Genomic DNA, 21384 nt, shown 5'->3' with positions numbered 1-21384 from the left:
CCCCGTCTTCAGCCCCAACAGATTGTGTCAGGCGGCGTCAGGAGGCAAGTCGGTAAATGCATTGCGATGGCGAAGGGTTCATCGCCGCCGCCGGAACATTGATGGCACACAATCGCGCGACGCGCGGACTTCCGCGGGGTTCGCGGATTGCAAGCGGACAGAAAATTTTTTGCTGTGAACAAATGCGCGTGGCGGCGACCTACCGCGGGTCGGTGGCGGTATCACACCCGCCGTGACAGCTTGCTCCCAAGCGTTGGGGAGCGTTGCTCAGCCGTGCGCCTCAGCCTGTCTTACGGACCAAGCGCGCAGGCTGGTTGAGGCGTTCGAGGTTGAACGCGCGCGCGAACTCAAGCCCGGCGCGCCCGTCCGCCGTCCAGCGGATCGTGGCGGGGAACAGCTGATCCTCGAGGAGTTCGATCTGCACATCGACACCAATCGCCTCGGCGGGGAAATCGACGCCGTCGATCATTGCGCCGTTGGCCGACATGTTACGGATCCGTACTTCGCCGCGCTCGTCACCGATTTCGATCCGCGCGGAGCGCAGCATTTTGGTGCGCGGTGCGCGGCTGATGCGATGCCCGACCGCGGTCGCACGCCCGCCAGCCGCCAGCTGCGCGGCGACGTCCTCGCTGCGCGCGGGGCGGCCGTAGACGAAGCCCTGGATGTGGCTGCACCCCAGATCGCGGATCAGCGCGATCTCGTCCTGCTGCTCGACGCCCTCGGCCGTCGTCTCCATGCCGAGCGTGTCGGCAAGCGTGACAATCGCCTTGATGATCGCGGCGTTACGCGTGCCCGACTGGATCGCGCCGCGCACGAAGCTCTGGTCGATCTTGATCTTGTCGAACGGCGCCTTCTTCAGATAGCCGAGCGACGAATAGCCGGTGCCGAAATCGTCGAGCGCCAGGCGTACGCCAATCCCCTTCAGCGCCTTGAACATCTGGTCGGACGACGCGTCCTCGTTGAGGAACACGCCCTCGGTGATCTCTAGCTCGAGCCGGGCGGGCGCGATGCCGGCGGCCGCGATCGCGCTCGTCACGATCGCCGGCAGCGCGGGATTGGCGAACTGGATCGGCGAGACGTTGACCGCGACGCGCACCTTCTCGGGCCAGCGTGCCGCATCCGCGCAGGCGGTGCGTAGTACCCATTCGCCGATCGCGTCGATCAGGCCGCATTCCTCGGCGATCGGCACGAATTCGGCCGGGCTCACCGCGCCGCGCGTCGGGTGCGTCCAGCGCAGCAGCGCCTCGTAGCCGACGATCTGCTCGTTCGCGGTCGAGACGACCGCCTGATAGGTGAGATGAAACTGGTCGCTGCCGAGCGCTTGACGCAGATCGTCTTCGAGCCGCTTGCGGTTCTGCGCGCCTTCGAGCAGCTCGTCGCGGTAGAAGCGATGAACGCCGCGCCCGTCGGCTTTCGCGGCATAGAGCGCGAGATCGGCGTTGCGCACCAGCGCTTCGCTGTCCTCGCCGTGTTCGGGCGCGATCGCGACGCCGATCGAACAGCCGATCGAGACCGAAGCGCCCTTGATGAAATAGGTCTGCGAGAGCGCGGCGATGATGCGCTGCGCGATCTCGCTCAGTTTGTCGCGATTGCCTTCGCGCGGAAGGACGACCATGAATTCGTCGCCACCGAGCCGCCCGACGAGCCCCGCATCAGCGACGGCTTGTTGCAGCCGCTGCGCGACCTGTTTGAGCAGCTCGTCGCCGGTCTGATGGCCGAGCGTGTCGTTGACCGCCTTGAAGCGATCGAGATCGAGCAGGAACAACCCCGTGGTGGTACGTGGGCCCTGCGCGGGCGCGAGCGTCTGTTCGAGCGACAGGCGCATGCGCTGGCGATTGGCAAGCCCCGTCAGGCTGTCGAACAGCGCGAGGCGCGTGATCTCCGCCTCGGCGCGGCGCTTCTCGGTGAGGTCCGAGCCCGAGCCGATGAAGCCCTGGAAGCGGCCGAGGTCGTCGAGCATCGGCCGGCCGGAGATCGACCACCAGCGATCCGCCTTCGTCTCGAACGCGGGCCGAACCGAATAATCGGCGAAGCTGGTGCGCGACGACATGTGAAAGGTGAGCGTACGCTCGGTCTCGATCAGCGACGAGTCGACGCGGAAGACGTTGACCAGCCGCTCGCCAATCGGATCGACGCCGAGCGCAGTGATCTCGCGCGCAACCTTCTCGGTGAGATAGGTAAGGTGCCCGGCACGGTCGGTCTGCCAGAACCAGCCGGTGCCATGCTCCTCATATTCGCGCACCAGCCGGGAGGCGAGTTGCTGCTGGTGCTGCGCTGCCTCGCGTGCGCCGAGCTCCTGATGGTCGCGCGTCGCGATGCGGAAGATGCCGCGCACGAGCAGCGCGGCGAGCACCAGCGCGGCCGCGGCAGCGACGCCGAGCCCGGCCGTGACCGGCACCATCAGCGCGAGCGTGCCGGCAAAGGCCAGGCTGGCGGCGCGTACTGCGTGCAGGGCAATAGCAGTGAGCACGATCGTGCCGAAGCCGACAACGAAGCCCGCGACGTGGAGCGACGCGGTGGGCAGGCGCGGGCTGAGGTCGAGCTGAAGCGAGAGCAAGATCCCGAGCAGCGCCGCGAGTGCGGTGAGGATGCCGATACGACGATGCGGGGGAAGGGTGCGCGCTTTGGGTAGTGCGAGCAGCGTCCAGGCTCCACCGCCTACCACGCTCAGCACCGCCGCCAACGCCACAGCCATGCCGACCGGCCGGTCCCATAAGGCGAGGAAGACGAGCGATCCGACGCTGCCGAGCAGCAGCACCGCGACGACCAGCGGCCATAAGATGACCACTTCGCGCAGCCGCGCCTCGCTGGCGTCGGCGACCGCCTCGTCGGCGGAGGCGACCAGCCCCAGCGCCTCGACGAAGCCGGGCGGGGCGGAGGCTGAAGACGATACGCGACGAACTGGTCCCATCGCGCCGGAATAGGAAAAGAGGGTTGGCAAAGCGTTTACGGCGCGGTGGACGACGGCGTCGTGGCGCCTCGATCCGTCGCATTTTGACGCGCGCGCGGCCGTTGCACTGGTGCCGCGCGCGCCATAGTGACGATAGCCATGACCACGACGATCCGCGCCGCAGACCTGATCGAGAGCGTTGCCGATGCGCTCCAGTTCATCAGCTACTATCACCCGATGGATTACATCCGCGCGCTTGGCGACGCCTATGAGGCGGAACAGGGCCCGGCGGCGAAGGACGCGATCGCGCAGATCCTGACCAATTCGCGGATGTGCGCGGAGGGCCACCGGCCGATCTGCCAGGACACCGGCATCGTCAACGTCTTCATCAAATGGGGCATGGACTGCCGCATCGACGACACGACACGCTCGATGCAGGAGATCGTCGACGAAGGCGTGCGCCGCGCGTACCTTCACCCCGAGAACAAGCTGCGCGCCTCGGTCCTCGCCGACCCCGCCTTCACGCGCCGCAACACCAAGGACAATACGCCCTGCGTGCTCCACGTCGAGATGGTGCCGGGCAGCAAGGTCTCGGTCGATGTCGCGGCTAAGGGCGGCGGCAGCGAGAACAAGTCCAAGTTCAAGATGATGAACCCCAGCGATTCGATCGTCGATTGGGTTCTGGAGATGCTGCCGCAGATGGGTGCCGGCTGGTGCCCGCCGGGCATGCTCGGCATCGGCATCGGCGGCACGGCGGAGCATTGCGTGCTGCTTGCCAAGAAGGCGCTGATGGAGCCGATCGACATGGGCCCGCTCAAGGCGCGCGGCCCGAAGAACGACATCGAGGCGCTGCGCATCGAGATCTTCGACAAGGTTAACGCGCTCGGCATCGGGGCGCAGGGCCTGGGCGGGCTGTCGACCATCCTCGACGTCAAGATCATGGACGCGCCGTGTCACGCCGCGGGCAAGCCGGTGGCGATGATCCCGAACTGCGCCGCCACCCGCCACGCGCATTTCACGCTCGACGGCAGCGGCCCGGCGTATCTCGAGACGCCGAAGCTCGACGAGTGGCCCAAGGTCAACTGGACGCCCGACAAGGCCGCGATCCGCGTCGATCTCGACACGCTGACGCCCGAGATCGTCCGCTCGTGGAAGCAGGGCGATCGCCTGCTGCTGAACGGCAAGATGCTGACCGGACGTGATGCTGCGCACAAGCGGATCAAGGACATGCTCGACGCCGGCGAGACGCTGCCGGTCGAGTTCAAGGGCCGCGTGATTTACTACGTCGGTCCGGTCGATCCGGTCGGCGAGGAAGTGGTCGGCCCCGCCGGTCCCACGACCGCGACGCGGATGGACAAGTTCACCCGCATGATGCTCGATCAAGGGCTGCTTGCGATGGTCGGCAAGGCCGAGCGCGGACCGGCGGCGACCGACGCGATCAGGGACGCCAAGAGCGCCTATCTGATGGCGGTCGGCGGCGCGGCGTATCTCGTCGCACGTGCGATCAAGGGATCCAAGGTCGTCGGCTTCGAGGATCTCGGCATGGAAGCGATCTACGAGTTCGAGGTGGAGGATTTCCCCGTCACCGTCGCGGTCGACAGCGAAGGCAACAACGTTCACCAACTCGCCCCGCTCGTGTGGCGCGACAAGATCGCGAAGGAAGGCCTGCTTCAGCCGGCGTGAGAGATGCGTGTCGCGCAATGTCGACGATGCAGCGTTGCCCGCGGGCACCATCTGATATGGAGCAGGGCGTGAAAATTTGGGCGGCCGTGCTGCTGTTGGTGAGCGCCGGTGGCGCGTTGGCGGCGGACCAATCGCCCAGCTTCTGCGCGCGGCTCGCCCCGCAGCTGGGCTTGAAGAAGACCGATCAGCCGGCCCTATATCAGGGCCAGCTCATCTCCGGATTGAAAGCCGCGCTGATCGGCGGATCTGCGTCAATCGCCTTCGGCGTCGAATCGGTGGGTCACCCGTCACCGGACGACGCGGCCGCACTGCGACGCGCCTGCACCGTCGCCAAGGCGGAATATCGCTGCGTCATCGATCGCCCTATGGTGCTGTTGGTATCCAGCACGAAAGGCGATGGTCGTGTCGAGGCGCAGGCTGGCGAGAAGGCGCTGGTGACCACGAAGGGGATACGCGTGCGTTGCGCCGATGGGGTGACCGGTTAAGCGGGAACCGCGAGCATGGACCCCTATGATCTTCCGCGATGGAAGTGCCTTCATCGTTCCAAGGCGCAGCCGGCTCGCCCCTTAGACTGGGCGCGCCTGGCCCGCCGCTCGCCCTTCTCGGCCGGATCGCCACTTCGCGCTTGTCGCGGCGGCGGGCGTGCCGCACATCGACGGGCATGATATCTGCGACATGGTGGTGCACGGCGCGAAGGCCGGTTGACGCATCCCGGCCCGGCGCCTGATGCTCGTCCTCGCCGGCATCGCGATCATCGCGCTTGGCTTTCTGCTGCGTTTCAACCCGATGCTGGTGATCGCTGCCTCTGCGCTGGTCACCGGGCTCGCGGCGGGGATCGAGCCGCTGGCGATCCTCGCGGCATTCGGCAAGGCGTTCAACGACACGCGCTACGTGACCGCAATCTACATCGTGCTGCCCGTGATCGGCTTGCTCGAGCGCAATGGGCTGCAGGCGCGCGCGCGGGCGCTGGTAGGGGGATTGAAGGGCCTGACCGTGGGGCGGCTGCTGCTCGCGTATCTTGGCTTTCGGCAGATCACCGCGGCGCTGGGGCTCACCTCGGTCGCCGGCCACGCGCAGACGGTCCGCCCGCTGATCGCGCCGATGGCCGAGGCCGCGGCGGGGGAAGCGCACGATCCCGAGAAGGTGAAGGCGCTGGCGGCGGCGACCGACAATATCGGGCTGTTCTTCGGCGAGGACATCTTCATCGCGATCGGATCGATCCTGCTGATGAAGGGCGTGCTCGAGGGTTATGGCATCTTCGTCGAGCCGCTGCACATGTCGATCTGGGCGATCCCCACCGCGGTCGCGGCGTTCGCGATCCATGGCGGGCGGATGTGGTGGCTCGATCGCAAGGGGCGCATCGGGGCGCGCGCGGCATGATCGGGCTGAATTTCGTCTATCTCGTCGCCGGGCTGACCTTTCTCGCATTCGCGATCCTGTCGTTCGTCGAGCGGCGCTGGGCGAACACCGGCTTCTACGCGCTGATCGCGACGAGCTTCCTCGCCGGCGATAGGTTGGGCGACGTGGGCAACGGCGTGCTCGTCCTCGCGCTGGTGGCGATCGCCGCGAGCGGGCGGATGAGGCGGCGCGTGCCGGCGGGCGAGCCGGCGACGCGCGGCGCGACGGTATTCGTGCCAGCGCTGGTGATCCCCGCTACCGCGCTGATCGGCACGTTCGTGTTCAAGCAATTTCCCGCGCTGTTCGATGCCAAGCAGGCGACGCTCGTCGCGCTGACGGCCGGCGTGCTGTGCGCGCTTGCGCTGTGCTACGCCTGGCTCAGGCCCGCGCCGGCCGAGCCGTTTCGCGCCGGGCGCGCGCTGATGGACGATATCGGCTGGGCGGCGGTGCTGCCGCAGATGCTGGCGAGCCTCGGCGCGGTGTTCGCGCTCGCCGGCGTCGGCGAGGTCGTCGGGAGGCTGGTCGGCGTCGCGATCCCCGCGGGCAGCGTGCTCGGCGCGGTGCTCGCCTTCGGAATCGGCATGGCATTGTTCACGATGGTGATGGGCAATGCCTTTGCTGCCTTTCCGGTGATGGCGGCGGCGGTCGGCATCCCCCTCCTGGTGAAAGCCTATGGTGCTGATCCTGCACCGGTGGCCGCGATCGGCATGCTCGCGGGGTTCTGTGGCACGCTGATGACGCCGATGGCGGCGAACTTCAATCTGGTGCCCGCCGCGCTGCTCGAGCTCAAGGACGCCAACGGCGTGATCCGCGCGCAGGTGCCGACCGCGCTGCCGCTGCTCGCCTTCAACATCGCGCTTCTATGGTGGATCGTCGCATGACCCTGACCGCGGATACCGCCGCCGGCTTCGCGCGGCTGACGCTCGGCCATATCGGCCAGCAATATCCGTATAAGCTCGATCAGGTGCTGAGCGGGCCGGGCGATCTGCGCGAGCCGCACGAGATCCACCCGATCTTCCACGGCAGCTTCGACTGGCACAGCTGCGTCCACGGCTGGTGGCAACTGCTGACGATCGCGCGGCTGTTCCCCGACCTTCCCGAGGCCGATGCAATCCGCGCGCGGGCCGACGCGATGCTGGTGCCCGACAAGGTGGCGGGCGAGGTGGCGCGGCTGGCGCTGCCCTATGCCGCCGGGTTCGAACGGCCGTACGGGTGGGGCTGGGCGCTGGCGCTTCACGGCGAGGCAGTTCGTCACGACGCGCCTTGGGCCGCGGCGCTGGCGCCGCTGGCGCGTGCCTTCGCGACGCGCTTCCACCAGCATCTGCCCAAGCTCACCTATCCGATTCGCGTCGGCACGCACTTCAACACGGCGTTCGCGCTGACATTGGCGCGCGACTGGGGGTGTGATCACGACGCGGCACTGGTCGCACTGATTGATGCGCGGGCGCGCGACTGGTTCTCCGGTGATCGCGGGTGTCAGGCGTGGGAGCCGGGCGGCGACGAGTTCCTGTCCTCCGCGCTCAGCGAGGCGCTGCTGATGAGCCGCGTGCTGGGCGAAGACTTCGGCGCATGGTTCGACGGTTTTCTGCCCGACGCGGCGGCGGGGCGGCCGACGACGCTGTTCACGCCGGCGATCGTCTCCGACCGCAGCGACGGCAAGATCGCGCACCTCGATGGGCTGAACCTAAGCCGCGCGTGGTGCTGGCGCACGATCGCCGCGGCGCTGCCGGATCGCGAAGTCGCGACGGCCGCGCTCGCCGCCGCGACGGCGCATCTTGATGCCAGCCTGCCGCATCTCGCCGACGATTACATGGGCGCGCACTGGCTAGCGACCTTCGCGCTGCTCGCACTCACTTGTTGAAAAAGGCTGGAAGCCAGGCGTCGCCTGTGTAAACCCGATCTTCGAAAAGTCGGGGAGAGGGCCAATGGCGCTGAAGACGCGCATCACCGAGATGCTGGGCATCGAGAAGCCGATCATTCAGGCGGCGATGGGCTGGATCGCGCGATCGCACTTGTCGTCGGCGGTGTCGAACGCTGGCGGGATGGGAATCATCGAGACGTCGTCGGGCGATCTCGAAGCGGTGCGCACCGAGATCCTCAAGATGCGCGAGCTTACGACCAAGCCGTTCGGCGTGAACGTGGCGCAGGCGTTCGTGCGCGATCCGGGCATCGTCCAGTTCGTGATCGATCAGGGCATCCGCTTCGTCACCACCTCGGCGGGCGATCCGATGAAATATACCGGCATGCTCAAGGCCGCAGGGCTGACCGTGTTTCATGTCGTGCCGAGCCTTGCCGGCGCGCTGCGCGCGGTCGAGGCGGGCGTCGACGGGCTGATCGTCGAGGGCGGCGAGGGCGGCGGGTTCAAGAACGCCAAGGATGTCTCCACCATGGTGCTGGTGCCGCAGGTGGTCGAGGCGGTCGACGTGCCCGTCGTGGCGGCGGGCGGAATCATGGACGGGCGAACGATGGCCGCGGCGTTCGCGCTAGGCGCTGAAGGCGTGCTGATGGGGACGCGCATCCTCTCGTCCGCCGAATGCCCGGTGCACGACAATTGGAAGACCGCGATCGTCGAGGCGGATGCCACCGACACCGTGTTCCTGAACCGCTCGGGGCCCGGCCCGGCGCTGCGCGCGCTGCGCACCGACCGCACCAGCCGGATCGAGAAGGAAGGCACGCCGAACATTTTCGGCGAGTTCGCGGATACGCAGGCGGTCTATTTCGGCGGCGACCTGGAAGCGGGGATCGCGCTGACTGGCCAGGTAGCCGGGCGCATCCGCGAGGTGAAGCCGGTGGCGCAGATCTTCGACGATACGATGGCCGAATATGCCGCGACGGTGGCGCGACTGGCGCGCGCGGCGTGAGCGCTGAACGGAAAGGATGAGGATATGAGCGAGGACGTTACCTACGAGGTGTCGGAAGGCATCGCGACGCTGACGCTGAACCGCCCGGAGCGGATGAATACGATTTCCGGCCCGATGCTCGACAAGCTGACTCGGCTGCTGGTGCGCGCGGGCGAGGATCGCGACGTTCGCGTCATCGTGCTGACGGGCACCGGCCGGGCGTTCTGCGCCGGGCTCGATCTCAACGCGGCGACGAAGGGGGAGGGGATCGGCTCGTCCTCGGCGACATTCGGCGCGACGATCGACCTCAGGAACACGCCGCCGACGGTGCTTCACGCGCTCGACAAGCCGGTGATCGCGGCGCTCAACGGTTCGGCCGCCGGATACGGCATGGACATGGCGCTCGGCTGCGACATTCGCGTGATGGCAGCGGACGCGAAGCTTGCGGCGGCATTTGTCAAGCGCGGGGTGCTGCCCGAATCGGGCGGCACGTGGTTCCTGCCGCGGATGCTCGGCTGGGCGAAGGCGGCGGAAATCATCTTCACCGGCCGCACGCTGGGCGCCGAGGATTGCCTGAAGGAAGGCCTCGTTAACGAAGTGGTGCCGACCGGCGAGGTCGCGAGCCGCGCGCGCGCGATCGCGCTGGAGATCGCCGCCAACGCACCGATGGCGGTGCAGGGCGCCAAGCGGCTGATGCGCATGGGGCTCGATGAGAGCTTCGACACGCACGTCCAGCACGTCTATCTCCAGCTGCTGCCGCTGTTCCAGAGCGCGGACTTCAAGGAGGGGATGGCGAGCTTCCTCGAGAAGCGTCCGGCGAGCTTCACCGGGCGCTGAGCCGCCTCGACGCTGATCGTCGCGCCGAACGGTTCGTCCGTTTCGGCGGCGCCGTTCAGCGCTCGATAACCGCTATGCCGGCACGGACGCCGGCATGCGGCACGAACCTAATTTCCGTCGCTCGCGCCGTACGCGGCCCGCGCCCGTCACCTTCTGGCCCGCGCCCAAGCGGCGGCGGCGCTCCCCCGTCGCGGCGATCGGTGCCGTGGCGGTGGCGATCGGCCTTGCCGTCGGCGTGTTGTCGGTGCCCGACATCATGAACGGGGACGATGCGATGCTGCCCTCGTCGATCGCGGCGACGGGGAGGTTCACGCTGTGCCACAGCGGCGGCGGCACGAATTGCGTCGTCGACGGCGACACCTTCTGGATCGCGGGCGAAAAGGTACGCATCGCCGATATCGACACACCCGAGACGCACCCGCCGCGCTGCCCCGCGGAGGCGGAACTAGGCGACCGCGCGACACGGCGGTTGCAGGCGCTGCTCAACGCCGGGCCGATTGAGCTGGCGGCGGCGGATCGGCCGACCGATCGCTACGGCCGGCGGCTAGCGATCGTCACGCGCGACGGCGTGTCGCTGGGCGATACGCTGATCGACGAGGGCCTCGCCCGGCCGTGGGAGGGCCGGCGCCGGCCGTGGTGCTAACGGCCGGCGGGATCAGGCAACCCGGCAGGTGCGGGGCTTAGCCGCGCAGCTGCTCGTGGTGGCGGATCACCTCGTCGATGATGAAGCGCAGGAACTTCTCGCTGAATTCGGGATCGAGCTCGGCCTCCTCGGCGAGCGCGCGCAACCGGCCGATCTGCGCCTCCTCACGGCCGGGATCGGCCGGCGGCAGCCCCGCTTCGGCCTTGTAGCGCCCCACCGCCTGCGTCACCTTGAACCGCTCAGCGAGCAGGCAAACGAGCGCGGCGTCGATGTTGTCGATGCTCCTGCGGTAACCCTTCAGCACCTCGTCCGGCATTCGCACCCTCCCATGGCTCGCGCGGTTGCGGCCTTGCGCCTGCGTCCGTAGAGGACGCAGCAGATGAGCGCCACCGTCCACCGCCTCGCCGGCCGCCAGCCCTCGCTCGATCCGATGATCCAGCTTGTCGCCGGCGACATGAACCTCGTGAATGCCGCGATCCTCGATCGCATGCAGTCGCAGATCCCGCTGATTCCCGAACTCGCCGGGCATCTCATCGCGGGCGGGGGCAAACGCATGCGTCCGATGCTGACGCTCGCGAGCGCGAAGCTGCTCGGCTATTCGGGGACGCGGCACCACCGGCTCGCCGCCGCGGTCGAGTTCATCCACACCGCGACGCTGCTGCACGACGACGTGGTCGACGGATCGGACCTCAGGCGCGGCAAGCGCACCGCGAACATCATCTGGGGCAATCCCGCGAGCGTGCTGGTGGGCGATTTCCTGTTCAGTCGCAGCTTCGAGCTGATGGTGGAAGACGGCAGCCTCAAGGTGCTCAAGATCCTGTCCAACGCCAGCGCGGTGATCGCCGAAGGCGAGGTGCACCAGCTGACCGCCGCGCGGCGCGTCGATACCGGCGAGGATCGCTATCTGGAGATCATCAACGCTAAGACGGCGGCGCTGTTCGCGGCGGCATGCCGGATCGCGGCGGTGGTGGCCGAACGGCCGGAGGCGGAGGAGGCGGCGCTCGACGCGTACGGCCGCAACCTAGGCATCGCGTTCCAGCTGGTCGACGATGCGATCGACTATACGTCGGACGCGGGCACGATGGGTAAGGACGCCGGCGACGATTTCCGCGAAGGCAAGATGACGCTGCCCGTCATCCTCGCCTATGCGCGCGGCAACGAGGAAGAGCGCAAGTTCTGGAAGGACGCGGTCGAGGGGCGGCGCGACAGCGATGCCGATTTCGTCCACGCGATCGAGCTGGTGCGATCGAGCCGCGCGGTCGACGACACGATCGCGCGCGCGCGCCACTATGGCCAGCGCGCGATCGACGCGATCGCACCGTTCGCCAGCGGCAAGGCGAAGGACGCGATGGTCGAGGCGGTCGAGTTCGCGGTGGCGCGCGTCTATTGATCGGCGCTGCGATCGCTTGACGGCTGCCGCGCCGACGTTCCACCTTGGTCGGCAAGGAGGGCGACGATGGCGGATTTCGCGGCGGTATATGCGCGGCTGCGCGCGATCATGCTGGCGGCGGCGGGCGATCAGGTAATCGAGCGCGACGTGCCGGGTGATCTCGTCGTGCGGACGCACCGGCGGGATCCGAAGACCGGCGAGCCTGGCTGGTTCGGCACGGTGACGATCAAGAAGAGCTACGTCGCCTTCCACCTGATCCCGCTGTACGACACGCCGGCGCTTGCCGACGGACTATCGGCGGACCTCGCGAAAAGGCGGCAGGGCAAGACCTGCTTCAATTTCAAGGCGATCGACGAGGGGCTGTTCGCCGAACTTGCCGCGTTGACCGGGCGCGTGCGGGCGGCGCTGCTCGCTGACGCCTAGACCGCGGCGGCGGGCTCGAGCACGCACGGCGACGCGCCCGTCTCGATCTGCAGCGTCGCGTGGCCGATGCCGAAATCGTGGTGCAGCATGTCCTGCGTGCCCGCGAGAAACGCGTCTCCAGGATGGCCGGCGGGCATCAGCAGGTGCGCGGTGAGGACCGGTTCGGTAGTCGACATCGGCCAGATGTGCAGATCGTGGACCTGCTTGACGCCCGGCAGCGCGGCAAGCGCGGCGCTGACGCGATCATAGTCGATCGCGCGCGGCACGGCGGCAAGGCTCATCTCCACCGTCTCGCGCAGCAGCCCCCATGTCTGCCAGAAGATCAGCGCGGCGATCACTAGGCTGACCGCGGGGTCGATCCAGCCGATGCCGGTCAGCCAGATCGCGACGCCAGCGAGCACGACGCCTGCCGAGACCATCGCGTCGGCGAGCATGTGGAGATACGCGCCGCGGATGTTGACGTCGCCCTTGCGGCCGCGCGCGAACAGCCACGCGGTAAGGCCGTTGATCGCGATGCCGACCGCGGCGACCGCCGATACGGTGAGCCCCGGCACCGGTGCCGCCTCACCGAACCGCTGCACCGCCTCAAGCGCTATCGCGCCGATCGCCACCAGCAGGAGCAGCGCGTTGGCGAGCGCGGCGAGGATCGTCGAGCCCTTCAGCCCATAGGTGAAGCGCTTCGACGGCGCACGGCGAGCGAGTGCCGCGCCGCCCCAGGCGACCGCGAGGCCAAGCACGTCGGACAGATTGTGCCCGGCATCGGCGAGCAGCGCGACCGATCCCGTCCAAAGACCGGCGGATGCCTCCGCTACGACATAGGCGAGGTTGAGCGCGATGCCGATCGCAAAGGCGCGGTCCCAAGATGCCGGCGGGGCGGGGTGGTGATGGCCGTGGTCATGCGCATGATCGTGCGCGCCGTCGCCGCGGCCGTGATGATGCCCTTGATGCCCGTGCCCCATAATCGCCGCCTAGCAGCACGGGCGCGGAGTGACCAGAAAAGGCGGCGCGGCGCCGATGGAGCGGTGTTCTGCCTGACGGATAGGTGGGATTAACGGTCGGGCGCTACACCTCGGCGATGCTTCGCGTGCTGACGCTCTCCTCGCTGTTCCCCGACGCCAGCCGGCGCAATTTCGGCGTGTTCGTCGAGCGGCAGACGCTGGGGCTTGCCGTGCGGCCGGGGGTGGCGGTGCGCGTGGTCGCACCGGTCGGGCTGCCGCCGTGGCCGCTGCGGCTGCATCCGCATTATCGCGCACTCGCCGCGCTGCCGCGGTGCGAAACGTGGAAGGGGCTTACCGTTGATCGGCCGCGCTTCACGACATGGCCGGGCACCGATGGGCGCTATCATTCCGCCGCCTTGGCGCGCGCGCTCGTCTCCGTACTCGATCAGATTCGCGAAGACTTCGCGTTCGACGTGATCGATGCGTCGTTCTTCTTTCCCGACGGGCCGGCGGCGGTGACGCTGGGTGCGCGGTACGGCGTGCCGGTGTCGATTAAGGCGCGCGGCGCGGATATCCATTACTGGGGGCATCGGCCGGCGACCGCCGCATCGGTGCGTGACGCCGGTGATCGCGCGGACGGCCTGCTGGCTGTTTCCGCCGCGATGCGCGCGGACATGGCGGCGATCGGGATCGATCCGGCGCGGGTCATGGTCCATCATACCGGCGTCGACCTCGATCGCTTCGCGCCGGTCGACCGCGCGGCGGCGAAGGCGCGTCTCGGCGTCAGCGGGCCGCTCGTCGTGGCGGTCGGGGCGCTGATCGTACGCAAGGGGCACGACGTGGTGATCGAGGCGGTCGCCCGGCTACCCGGTGTGCAGCTGTGGATTGCGGGCGAAGGGTCCGAGCGGTCGAGGCTCGCGGCGCTGGCTGCGCGGCTCGGGATCGCAGACCGCGTGCGGCTGCTTGGCAGCATCCCGCACGACGACGTGCCCGGGCTGATCGCCGCCGCCGACGTGATGGCGCTGGCGTCTGCTTCCGAGGGGCTTGCCAATGCGTGGGTCGAGGCGCTGGCGTGCGGGACGCCGATCGTCATCACCGCGGCGGGCGGCGCGGCCGACGTCGTGCAGGACGCAGCCGCCGGGCGGACGACCGATCGAAGTCCCACCGGCTTCGCCGCCGCGATCGCCGGAATCCTTGCTGATCCGCCGGCGCAGGAGGCGACGCGTGCCGGCGCGCTCGGCTTCACCTGGGCGGCGAATGCCGCCGCGCTTCATGCGCACCTTTCCGCGCTCGTCGCGCACAAGACATGAAGAAGGCCGCGACACCCCCCGATGTCGCGGCCTCCATCCTCCCTTACTCCGGGAGTATTGCTTTAGGCCTCAGGCGACCTTGGCGGCGACCTCGTCCGGCTCGCGCAGCACGTAGCCGCGGCCCCACACGGTCTCGATGTAATTCTCGCCCTCGCATGCGAGGCTCAGCTTCTTGCGCAGCTTGCAGATGAAGACGTCGATGATCTTGAGCTCGGGCTCGTCCATCCCGCCGTAGAGATGGTTGAGGAACATTTCCTTGGTGAGCGTCGTGCCCTTGCGCAAGCTGAGCAGCTCGAGCATCGCATATTCCTTGCCCGTCAGGTGCACGCGCGCGCCGTCGACCTCGACCGTCTTGGCGTCGAGATTGACCGAGAGCTTGCCGGTACGGATCACCGACTGCGAATGGCCCTTGGAGCGGCGCACGACGGCGTGAATGCGCGCCACCAGTTCCTCGCGGTGGAACGGCTTGGTCACGTAATCGTCAGCACCGAAGCCGAAGCTGCGCACCTTCGAATCCATCTCGTTGACGCCCGACAGGATCAACACCGGCGTCGACACGCGCGCGACGCGCAGCCGCTTCAGCACGTCGTAGCCGTGCATGTCGGGCAGGTTGAGATCAAGCAGGATGATGTCGTAATCGTAGAGCTTGCCGAGGTCCAAGCCCTCCTCGCCAAGATCGGTCGAATAGACGTTGAACCCCTCCACCGAGAGCATCAACTCGATCGCCTTGGCGGTCGTCGGCTCGTCTTCGATCAGCAGCACCCGCATGCGTCTTCCCCTGTCTGGACGTCGCGTTCCCTGCGCCAGCGCCCCAACCGATTCATTAACCAAGCGATGTCTGAACGCAAAAGGTTAATTAGGGATTAATCCAGCTTAATCGGCGAGTCGCGGGGGGTGCCGGCCGAGTCGAACAAGGTCCGGTGGCGGCTGTGCGGGATGTCCTCGCCCAGCGTGTCGCGCAGGTACAGGCTGCGCACCAGCGTGAATACCATGACGAGCAGCGCGGCGGAGAAGAACAGGCCGAACAGGCCAAATACCGCGCCGATCGCGAGGATCGCGAACAGCGTCACCGCCGGGGGGATGGCGACGACGCGGCTGGTGACGAACGGCGTGATGAAGTTCGTCTGCACGACGCGAACGATCGCGAACACGCCGACCGTCCACAGCACGTGATGGATCGATTGTGTCGCGGCGAGGCCCATCGCGGGGATCATCGCGGCCACGGGGCCGACGTAAGGAATGAACTCGCTGATCCCGGTGAGCAGCGCGAGCGCCGGCGCGGACGGCACGCCGACGAGCCACAGGCCGATGCCGACCAGGACGCCCATCGTCGTCATCTGGATGAGCTGCGCGCGCAGCCACAGGCGCAACGTCGCGGCGGTATCGATCAGCGCGTCTTCCATGGCGGCGCGCTTCGACGGCGGCATGAGCAGGAGGAAGCCGCGTTCGTACACCTTGGGGTCGACGGCGAAGAAGATCGCCCCGACAAGGACGAGCAGCGCGTTGAGGATGAACTGGCCCGCGCCCTCCGCCAGCCCGCCGATGTCCTGCGCGACGCGGCTGCCGGCGAAGGCGGCGCGCACCGCATCGACGACCTTGGCGCCGACCGGGGATTGCGACATCTGGTCGGCAAGCTGGTCGATGATGCCCGGCAGCCGCGTGACGAGGACGTTGACCTGGGTGCGGAATTCCACCGCGAACAGCCAGACGAGGAAGCCGATCAGCGCCAGCACGGTGGCGATCGCGCAGCTGAGCGCGACGCGATCGGACAGTCGCGCCCGCGTCTCGTAGATTTCGGCGATCGCATGGATCACGATCGCGCCCAGCACGGAGCCGAAGGCGAGGATCAGGAGATCACCGGTGAAGTAGATCGCTGCCGCCAGCGCGACGACCGCGATCGTCAGGAAGAGGCGGCGGATGTACCGCGCGTCGTCGGCATCGGGAGTCAGGCGGCTCATCGTGCGCGACCGTGGCACAGTCGCCGCGCGATGCAATGGGATCGGTGCTATCGCTGGCCCGCGGTGGTCACGCGGCGCGGCTGCCCGGCGCCACCTTTGGCGCGCTTGCCAGCCAGTCGGCGAGCGTCAGGTCGGTCGTGGGCCGAACCTCGGCGCTCATGCCGTTCGCCATCATGTCAAGCGCCCAGTCGCCGCGCTCGCCGTGCGGAGAGGCGACGAGATCGCCGGGCACCCACAGATCATACTCGCGCATGTGCGCGTCGGCAGCCGTGAAAAGCACGCAGATGTCCGACGCGACGCCACACAGCACCAGCCGCGACACGCCGAGCCGCGGCAGCAGCGCGGGTAGTGTAGTGGCGTAGAACCCCGACGATTCGGGCTTGATGACGAAATAGTCGCTGGGCAAGGGGCGGATCGCCGCCACCGTCTCGCCGCCCTTGTCGATCGCATAGTCGATCAGCTGGCTGGGCTCGTCATGCCAGCGGCCGTAATTGTCGTTGACGAAGATCACTGGCACGTCCTGCGCCCGCGCCTCTCGGCGCAGCGCGGCGAGCGGTGCCGTCATTTCCGCGACCGCCTCCTTGAGCCGATCGCCGCCGGTGAACTCGAACGTGTTGAGCAGATCGATGAGGAGGATCGCGGCATTGGTCATCGTGTCGTCTTGCGCGTGGCGGGCGCGGGCGGCAACGACCTGGATCAGTCGTGCAGCCGCTCGGCGAGGAAGGCGATCAGCGCCTCGACGCGCGCCGGGCGCAGCGGGCTCGGCGGGGTGAGCAGGTGGAGCCCGATCGGGGCGGGCCGCCACTCGGGCAGCAGCTCGACGACCGCGCCGCTGGCGAGCGTGTCGCCGAGAATGAACGCGGGCAGGCGGGCGATGCCGAGCCCGGCGACGAGCGCGGGCATCAACGCGTCGCCGCTGTTCGCGGCCAGCGGCCCCTGCGCCTTGACCGACACCTCCGCGCCGCCCGGCCCGCGGAAGCGCCACGGCCCGGTGACATTGGTATAGCCGAGCAGCGCGTGATCGCCGAGCTGGCCGGGATGCGTCGGGGTGCCGGCGCGCGCGAGATAGGCCGGCGCGGCGACGAGATGCGACTGGATCGCGCACAGCCGGCGTGCACGCAGGGAACTGTCGGGCAGCTCAGCGATGCGCAGCGCGACGTCGAACCCTTCGGCGACGATATCGACCCGCGCGTCGGACAAGTGCAGCTCGATCTCGATCCCCGGATGCGCGGCGAGGAAATCGCTGAGCAGCGGCGCCACATTCGACACGCCGAACGTCATTGGCGCGGCGAGGCGGATGCGGCCGGCGGGCGCGGCGGCGCCGTCGCGCGCGGCTTCCTCCGCCGCCTGCGCGGTGGCGAGGATCTGCGCTGCATGCTCCGCGAGCGGGCGCCCCGCTTCGGTCAACGCGAGACGGCGTGACGTGCGGTGGAACAGCGACTGGCCGAGATCCGCCTCAAGGCGCGATACCGCCTTCGACACGGTCGCCTTGCTCAGCCCGAGCGAGTCGGCGGCGGCGGTGAACGAGCGGTGTTCGGCGACGGTGGCGAAGATCGCCCAGGCTTCGAGATCGGGCAGGCGCATCGAGTAACCTCCGATTTCCCGGTAGCGCCAGAAACAATCCGTTTCAATCGTTTCTGTTTTCGCGATGGTGCCGCCGTCCTATCTCCCGGTCAACAGTTGGAGACACAGCGATGACCGATACCCGTACGCGCATCGACCGACGCCCGTTCGACAGCCTCGGCCATGCCGACCACGGCTGGCTCGACGCGCGGCATCATTTCAGCTTTGCGAATTACTATGATCCCGCGCGGATGGGATGGGGCGCGATCCGTGTGTGGAACGACGATACCGTTGCGCCGCAGAACGGCTTCCCCCCGCATCCGCATCGCGACATGGAGATCATTACCTACGTCCGCAGCGGCGCGATCACGCATCAGGATTCGCTCGGCAATCAAGGGCGGACCGGTGCTGGCGACGTTCAGGTGATGAGCGCCGGAACGGGCGTGCGCCACGCCGAGTACAATCTCGAGAACGAGCCAACGACGCTGTTCCAGATCTGGATCGAGCCGCGCACCACGGGCGGCAGTCCGAGTTGGGGCGCGAAGCCCTTCCCCAAGGGCGATCGTTCCGGTCGGTTCGTCGCGCTGGCCAGCGGCTTCGCGGAGGATACCGATGCGCTGCCGATCCGCGCCGACGCGCGCGTGCTCGGCGCGACGCTGAAGGCGGGCGAGCGCGTCAGCTACGACGTTGCGGCGGGTCGCCATGCCTATCTGGTGGCGGCGACCGGCGCGATTTCGATCAATGGCGAGGAATTGACGGCACGTGACGGCGCCGCGCTCGTTGGTGGAAGCTACATCATTGAAGCCCGCGAAGACGCCGAGCTGGTTCTGGTCGACGCGGAATGACGTCTGGCCGCCCGCGCATGGCGGGCGGCGTTTCCTAGGAGGATTCACATGGCAAAGGTTCTGGTGCTTTATTACTCGTCCTACGGCCACCTGGCCAAGATGGCGGAGGCGGTCGCAGAAGGCGCGCGGCAGGGCGGCGCGGAGGTCGATATCCGCCGCGTTCCCGAGACCGCGCCCAAGGAGGTCGCCGAGAAGGCCGGTTTCAAGCCCGATCACTCGCATCCCGAGATCGAGGGCGTGAACGCGCTGCCGAATTATGACGCGATCATCGTCGGCGCGCCGACGCGCTTCGGTCGCATGCCGAGCCAGATGGCGAGCTTCTTCGACCAGGCCGGCGGGCTGTGGGCGACGGGTGCGCTCAACGGCAAGGTCGGCGGTGCCTTCACCTCGACCGCGAGCCAGCACGGCGGGCAGGAAGTGACGCTGTTCTCGATCATCACCAACCTGATGCACTTCGGCATGACGATCGTCGGGCTCGACTATGGCTATCAGGATCAGACGACGCTCGACGCGGTGCATGGCGGCACGCCCTATGGCGCGAGCACGATCGCGGGCGGCGACGGCAGCCGTCAGCCGAGCGACATCGATCTTGGCGGCGCGCGCTACCAGGGCAAGCGGATCGCGGAGACGGCGGCGAAGCTCTCCGCCTGACCAGTGACGGCGGGCTGCGTGTCAGCGCGCCCGCCGCTCCTTCCGCTCGCGTCGTTCGCGCGCGCGGCGTTCCTTCGGCGTTTCCGGCGGCGGCGCGATCGTGCGTACGACTGGCGGGGGTGTCACGTGCGGCACGACCGGATCGATCGCGGGGTTGGCGGGAAATAGCGCGCGCGCACGGGCGAACACGAAGCGCGCGCGCGCCGCGCCGGGCGCGGCGGCCGACGTGCCGACCCAGCGCCAATGCCACGGTTCCCACTTCACGTTCTGCTTGTTGCTCGCCGGAAACGACATCTCGAAACCGAACCGGGACGCGTTGGCGGCGAGCCAGCGAAAGGCGGGCTTGGCGGCCATGCACGCCTCCGCATCGGGGCAGCCGTCGGCCGGGCGCACGGTGAAATCGAGCACATAGCCCGTCGCATGCTCGCTATGCCCTGGCGGGGCGGCGGAGATCGCGCGATCTAGCCCGCTCGCGCTCTGCCGGGTGCGACAGAAGGTCGATTGCTGGCGTTCGAGCGAGCGGTGACACGAGAGCGCGTAGAGCCGGCCCTGCACCGCGGGATCACCAGCGGCGGCGGCCATCAACCGGCGCAGGTCCGCCAGTGCCTCGGGGCGCAGCCGGCACTCGCCGAGGGCGTATTCGGACGGCACGGCGAGCAGGCTGCCCGGCGCCGCATCGCCGTAGGGAAAATGGCCGAGCGCGCGCCCGTCCGGCCCGATCGGTGCGCTGACGCCGTCGCACAATTGCGCCTCCGCCGGCGTCGCGAGGGCGAGAAGCAGGTAGAGCGGCAAGCGTCGCATCAATCGTCTCTCTGGTCTCTGGCGCCGCACGATGGCAAGGGCGATCGCATGATCGGCGACCGCGTTCTCTTCCTCGACGGCGAGGCATTGGTGATCGACAAACCCGCAGGGCTGCCGGTCGATCCGCCGCGCGACGGGTCGATCAGCCTCGAAAACCATCTGTCCAACCTGACCTTCGGGTTCCGGCGCTGGCCGCACCCGGTGCATCGGCTCGATCGCGACACCAGCGGCTGCTTGCTGCTGTCGCGCAATCCCAAGGCGCACGCGCGGCTGCAGCAGGCGTTCGAGGCGGGCGCCGTGACGAAGCGCTATCTCGCGATCCTCGACGGCGTGCCTGACGGCGAGGCGGGCGAGATCGACCTGCCGCTGGGCAAGGTATCGACCGCGGCGGCGGGGTGGCGGATGACGCGTGACGCCGCTGGCAAGCCGTCCCGCACCGGATGGCGGCTGATCCGCGTGCACGACGGCCGCGCGCTGGTCGAGTTCCGGCCGGCGACCGGGCGCACGCACCAGATCCGTGTCCATGCGCTTGAAGGGCTGGGCGTGCCGGTAGTTGGTGATCCGACCTATGGCCGGCCCGACAAGGCGGGGATGATGCTTCACGCCGCGACGCTGGTCGTACCGCGACCCGGCAAGCCCGATGTGCTGGCCGAAGCGCCGTGGCCCGAACGGTTCAGCATGGTTGGGTTCGGCGAGTAGCGGGGCCCGTCACCTTACAGGTCGGGTATCCATCTCACCGATGACAGGGTCGCGTGACCTTATCGTCCGCGCCTCAGTCGATCGGCCGGCGCCGGTTCGCCTTGATCGTGCCGCGCTTCGCCTTGGCCTCGACACGCCGCGTCTGCGACGCCTTGGTGGGTTTGGTCGGACGGCGCTTCTTGGGCACGATCGTCGCCTGCTGGATCAGCGCGACGAGCCGCTCGCGTACCTCCTGACGGTTGAGCAGTTGCGATCGCGAGCCTTCGGAGCGGAGCACCAGCACTCCTTCACGCGTCATCCGCGAGCCGGCGAGCGTGACGAGGCGCAGCTTCACCGCTTCGGGCAGCGAGGGCGAGTTCGCGACGTCGAAGCGGAGGATCACCGCCGAATCGGTGGTGTTGACGTGCTGGCCGCCGGGCCCGCCGGCGCGCGTCGTCGTCTCGATCAACTCGTCGCTGTCGATCGCGATCGATCGGGTGACGGGAATGGCAACCATGCCGCGTCATGCGGCGACT

At 68.2% G+C, this 21384-nt stretch carries 23 protein-coding genes; 14 read left to right on the top strand and 9 right to left on the bottom strand.

Features of this window, described 5'->3' with window-relative positions; translation table 11 throughout:
* Positions 1-280 precede the first annotated feature (280 nt).
* On the bottom strand, positions 281-2911 hold the full coding sequence (locus B7L05_RS12080) for an EAL domain-containing protein (RefSeq protein WP_085810495.1): 2631 nt from the start codon (positions 2909-2911) through the stop codon (positions 281-283).
* Positions 2912-3049: 138 nt separating this feature from the next.
* On the opposite strand from B7L05_RS12080, the gene B7L05_RS12075 reads away from it, so the two are divergent.
* From B7L05_RS12075 to B7L05_RS12040, 8 genes are all read left to right on the top strand, one after another.
* Complete coding sequence (locus tag B7L05_RS12075; RefSeq protein ID WP_085810494.1) at positions 3050-4573, top strand: fumarate hydratase; 1524 nt, start codon at positions 3050-3052, stop codon at positions 4571-4573.
* A 17-nt stretch (positions 4574-4590) separates the two neighbouring features.
* On the top strand, positions 4591-5058 hold the full coding sequence (locus B7L05_RS12070; protein WP_144037248.1) for a hypothetical protein: 468 nt from the start codon (positions 4591-4593) through the stop codon (positions 5056-5058).
* Between the two features lie 241 nt (positions 5059-5299).
* Positions 5300-5953, top strand: a complete 654-nt coding sequence (locus tag B7L05_RS12065) for a DUF969 domain-containing protein (protein ID WP_085810492.1) — start codon at positions 5300-5302, stop codon at positions 5951-5953.
* Positions 5950-6852, top strand: coding sequence for a DUF979 domain-containing protein (locus tag B7L05_RS12060; RefSeq protein ID WP_085810491.1), 903 nt, complete (start codon positions 5950-5952; stop codon positions 6850-6852). The genes B7L05_RS12065 and B7L05_RS12060 overlap by 4 nt, the downstream gene beginning before the upstream one ends.
* A complete protein-coding gene (locus tag B7L05_RS12055) occupies positions 6849-7832 on the top strand; it encodes a DUF2891 domain-containing protein (RefSeq protein WP_085810490.1) in 984 nt (327 codons plus the stop codon). The genes B7L05_RS12060 and B7L05_RS12055 overlap by 4 nt, the downstream gene beginning before the upstream one ends.
* 64 nt (positions 7833-7896) lie before the next feature.
* A complete protein-coding gene (locus B7L05_RS12050; RefSeq protein WP_085810489.1) occupies positions 7897-8832 on the top strand; it encodes a nitronate monooxygenase family protein in 936 nt (311 codons plus the stop codon).
* Between the two features lie 24 nt (positions 8833-8856).
* Positions 8857-9648 carry an enoyl-CoA hydratase/isomerase family protein gene (locus tag B7L05_RS12045; protein WP_085810488.1) on the top strand — a complete coding sequence of 264 codons (792 nt, stop codon included), beginning with the start codon at positions 8857-8859 and terminating at the stop codon, positions 9646-9648.
* Positions 9649-9742: 94 nt separating this feature from the next.
* A complete protein-coding gene (locus B7L05_RS12040; protein ID WP_085810487.1) occupies positions 9743-10291 on the top strand; it encodes a thermonuclease family protein in 549 nt (182 codons plus the stop codon).
* 37 nt (positions 10292-10328) lie between these two features.
* Here B7L05_RS12040 and B7L05_RS12035 read toward each other — a convergent pair whose 3' ends face one another.
* Positions 10329-10607, bottom strand: coding sequence for a chorismate mutase (locus B7L05_RS12035; RefSeq protein ID WP_085810486.1), 279 nt, complete (start codon positions 10605-10607; stop codon positions 10329-10331).
* Between the two features lie 63 nt (positions 10608-10670).
* Between B7L05_RS12035 and B7L05_RS12030 the strand changes: the two genes are divergently transcribed.
* Both B7L05_RS12030 and B7L05_RS12025 read left to right on the top strand, forming a co-directional pair.
* Complete coding sequence (locus B7L05_RS12030) at positions 10671-11681, top strand: polyprenyl synthetase family protein (protein WP_085810485.1); 1011 nt, start codon at positions 10671-10673, stop codon at positions 11679-11681.
* Positions 11682-11747: 66 nt separating this feature from the next.
* Positions 11748-12104 (top strand): hypothetical protein, encoded by a 357-nt coding sequence (locus B7L05_RS12025; RefSeq protein ID WP_085810484.1) that lies wholly within the window; start codon positions 11748-11750, stop codon positions 12102-12104.
* Here B7L05_RS12025 and B7L05_RS12020 read toward each other — a convergent pair.
* On the bottom strand, positions 12101-13063 hold the full coding sequence (locus B7L05_RS12020; protein WP_085810483.1) for a cation diffusion facilitator family transporter: 963 nt from the start codon (positions 13061-13063) through the stop codon (positions 12101-12103). The genes B7L05_RS12025 and B7L05_RS12020 overlap by 4 nt on opposite strands.
* A gap of 116 nt (positions 13064-13179) precedes the next feature.
* Between B7L05_RS12020 and B7L05_RS12015 the strand changes: the two genes are divergently transcribed.
* A complete protein-coding gene (locus tag B7L05_RS12015) occupies positions 13180-14352 on the top strand; it encodes a glycosyltransferase (RefSeq protein ID WP_085810575.1) in 1173 nt (390 codons plus the stop codon).
* Between the two features lie 69 nt (positions 14353-14421).
* On the opposite strand, the gene ctrA is transcribed toward B7L05_RS12015, so the two are convergent.
* The 4 genes from ctrA to B7L05_RS11995 form a co-directional block, all read right to left on the bottom strand.
* On the bottom strand, positions 14422-15120 hold the full coding sequence (gene ctrA, locus B7L05_RS12010; protein ID WP_085810482.1) for a response regulator transcription factor CtrA: 699 nt from the start codon (positions 15118-15120) through the stop codon (positions 14422-14424).
* Between the two features lie 95 nt (positions 15121-15215).
* Positions 15216-16310: an AI-2E family transporter gene (locus B7L05_RS12005; RefSeq protein WP_085810481.1), complete on the bottom strand. Its 1095-nt coding sequence runs from the start codon at positions 16308-16310 to the stop codon at positions 15216-15218.
* Positions 16311-16377: 67 nt separating this feature from the next.
* Positions 16378-16962: an isochorismatase family cysteine hydrolase gene (locus tag B7L05_RS12000; RefSeq protein WP_085810480.1), complete on the bottom strand. Its 585-nt coding sequence runs from the start codon at positions 16960-16962 to the stop codon at positions 16378-16380.
* A 44-nt stretch (positions 16963-17006) separates the two neighbouring features.
* Positions 17007-17894 carry a LysR family transcriptional regulator gene (locus B7L05_RS11995; RefSeq protein ID WP_085810479.1) on the bottom strand — a complete coding sequence of 296 codons (888 nt, stop codon included), beginning with the start codon at positions 17892-17894 and terminating at the stop codon, positions 17007-17009.
* Positions 17895-18004: 110 nt separating this feature from the next.
* Here B7L05_RS11995 and B7L05_RS11990 point away from each other — a divergent pair, with 110 nt between their 5' ends.
* Positions 18005-18718 (top strand): pirin family protein, encoded by a 714-nt coding sequence (locus B7L05_RS11990; protein WP_085810478.1) that lies wholly within the window; start codon positions 18005-18007, stop codon positions 18716-18718.
* A gap of 48 nt (positions 18719-18766) precedes the next feature.
* Positions 18767-19369 carry an NAD(P)H:quinone oxidoreductase gene (gene wrbA, locus B7L05_RS11985; protein WP_085810477.1) on the top strand — a complete coding sequence of 201 codons (603 nt, stop codon included), beginning with the start codon at positions 18767-18769 and terminating at the stop codon, positions 19367-19369.
* A 21-nt stretch (positions 19370-19390) separates the two neighbouring features.
* Here the strand turns inward: wrbA and B7L05_RS11980 are convergent, their stop codons facing one another.
* The gene (locus tag B7L05_RS11980) at positions 19391-20170 is read right to left on the bottom strand and encodes a M15 family metallopeptidase (protein WP_085810476.1); all 780 of its coding nucleotides are present in this window, start codon (positions 20168-20170) and stop codon (positions 19391-19393) included.
* 48 nt (positions 20171-20218) lie between these two features.
* Here B7L05_RS11980 and B7L05_RS11975 point away from each other — a divergent pair, with 48 nt between their 5' ends.
* Positions 20219-20869, top strand: coding sequence for an RluA family pseudouridine synthase (locus B7L05_RS11975; protein WP_085810574.1), 651 nt, complete (start codon positions 20219-20221; stop codon positions 20867-20869).
* A gap of 73 nt (positions 20870-20942) precedes the next feature.
* On the opposite strand, the gene arfB is transcribed toward B7L05_RS11975, so the two are convergent.
* On the bottom strand, positions 20943-21365 hold the full coding sequence (gene arfB, locus B7L05_RS11970) for an alternative ribosome rescue aminoacyl-tRNA hydrolase ArfB (protein WP_085810475.1): 423 nt from the start codon (positions 21363-21365) through the stop codon (positions 20943-20945).
* Positions 21366-21384 lie beyond the last annotated feature (19 nt).

It is taken from the genome of Sphingomonas sp. TZW2008, from assembly GCF_002117915.1.
Taxonomy (GTDB): Bacteria; Pseudomonadota; Alphaproteobacteria; order Sphingomonadales; family Sphingomonadaceae; genus Sphingomonas.
The sequence above is the reverse complement of the archived record's forward strand: the minus strand, read 5'-3'. Positions and strand labels throughout refer to the sequence as shown.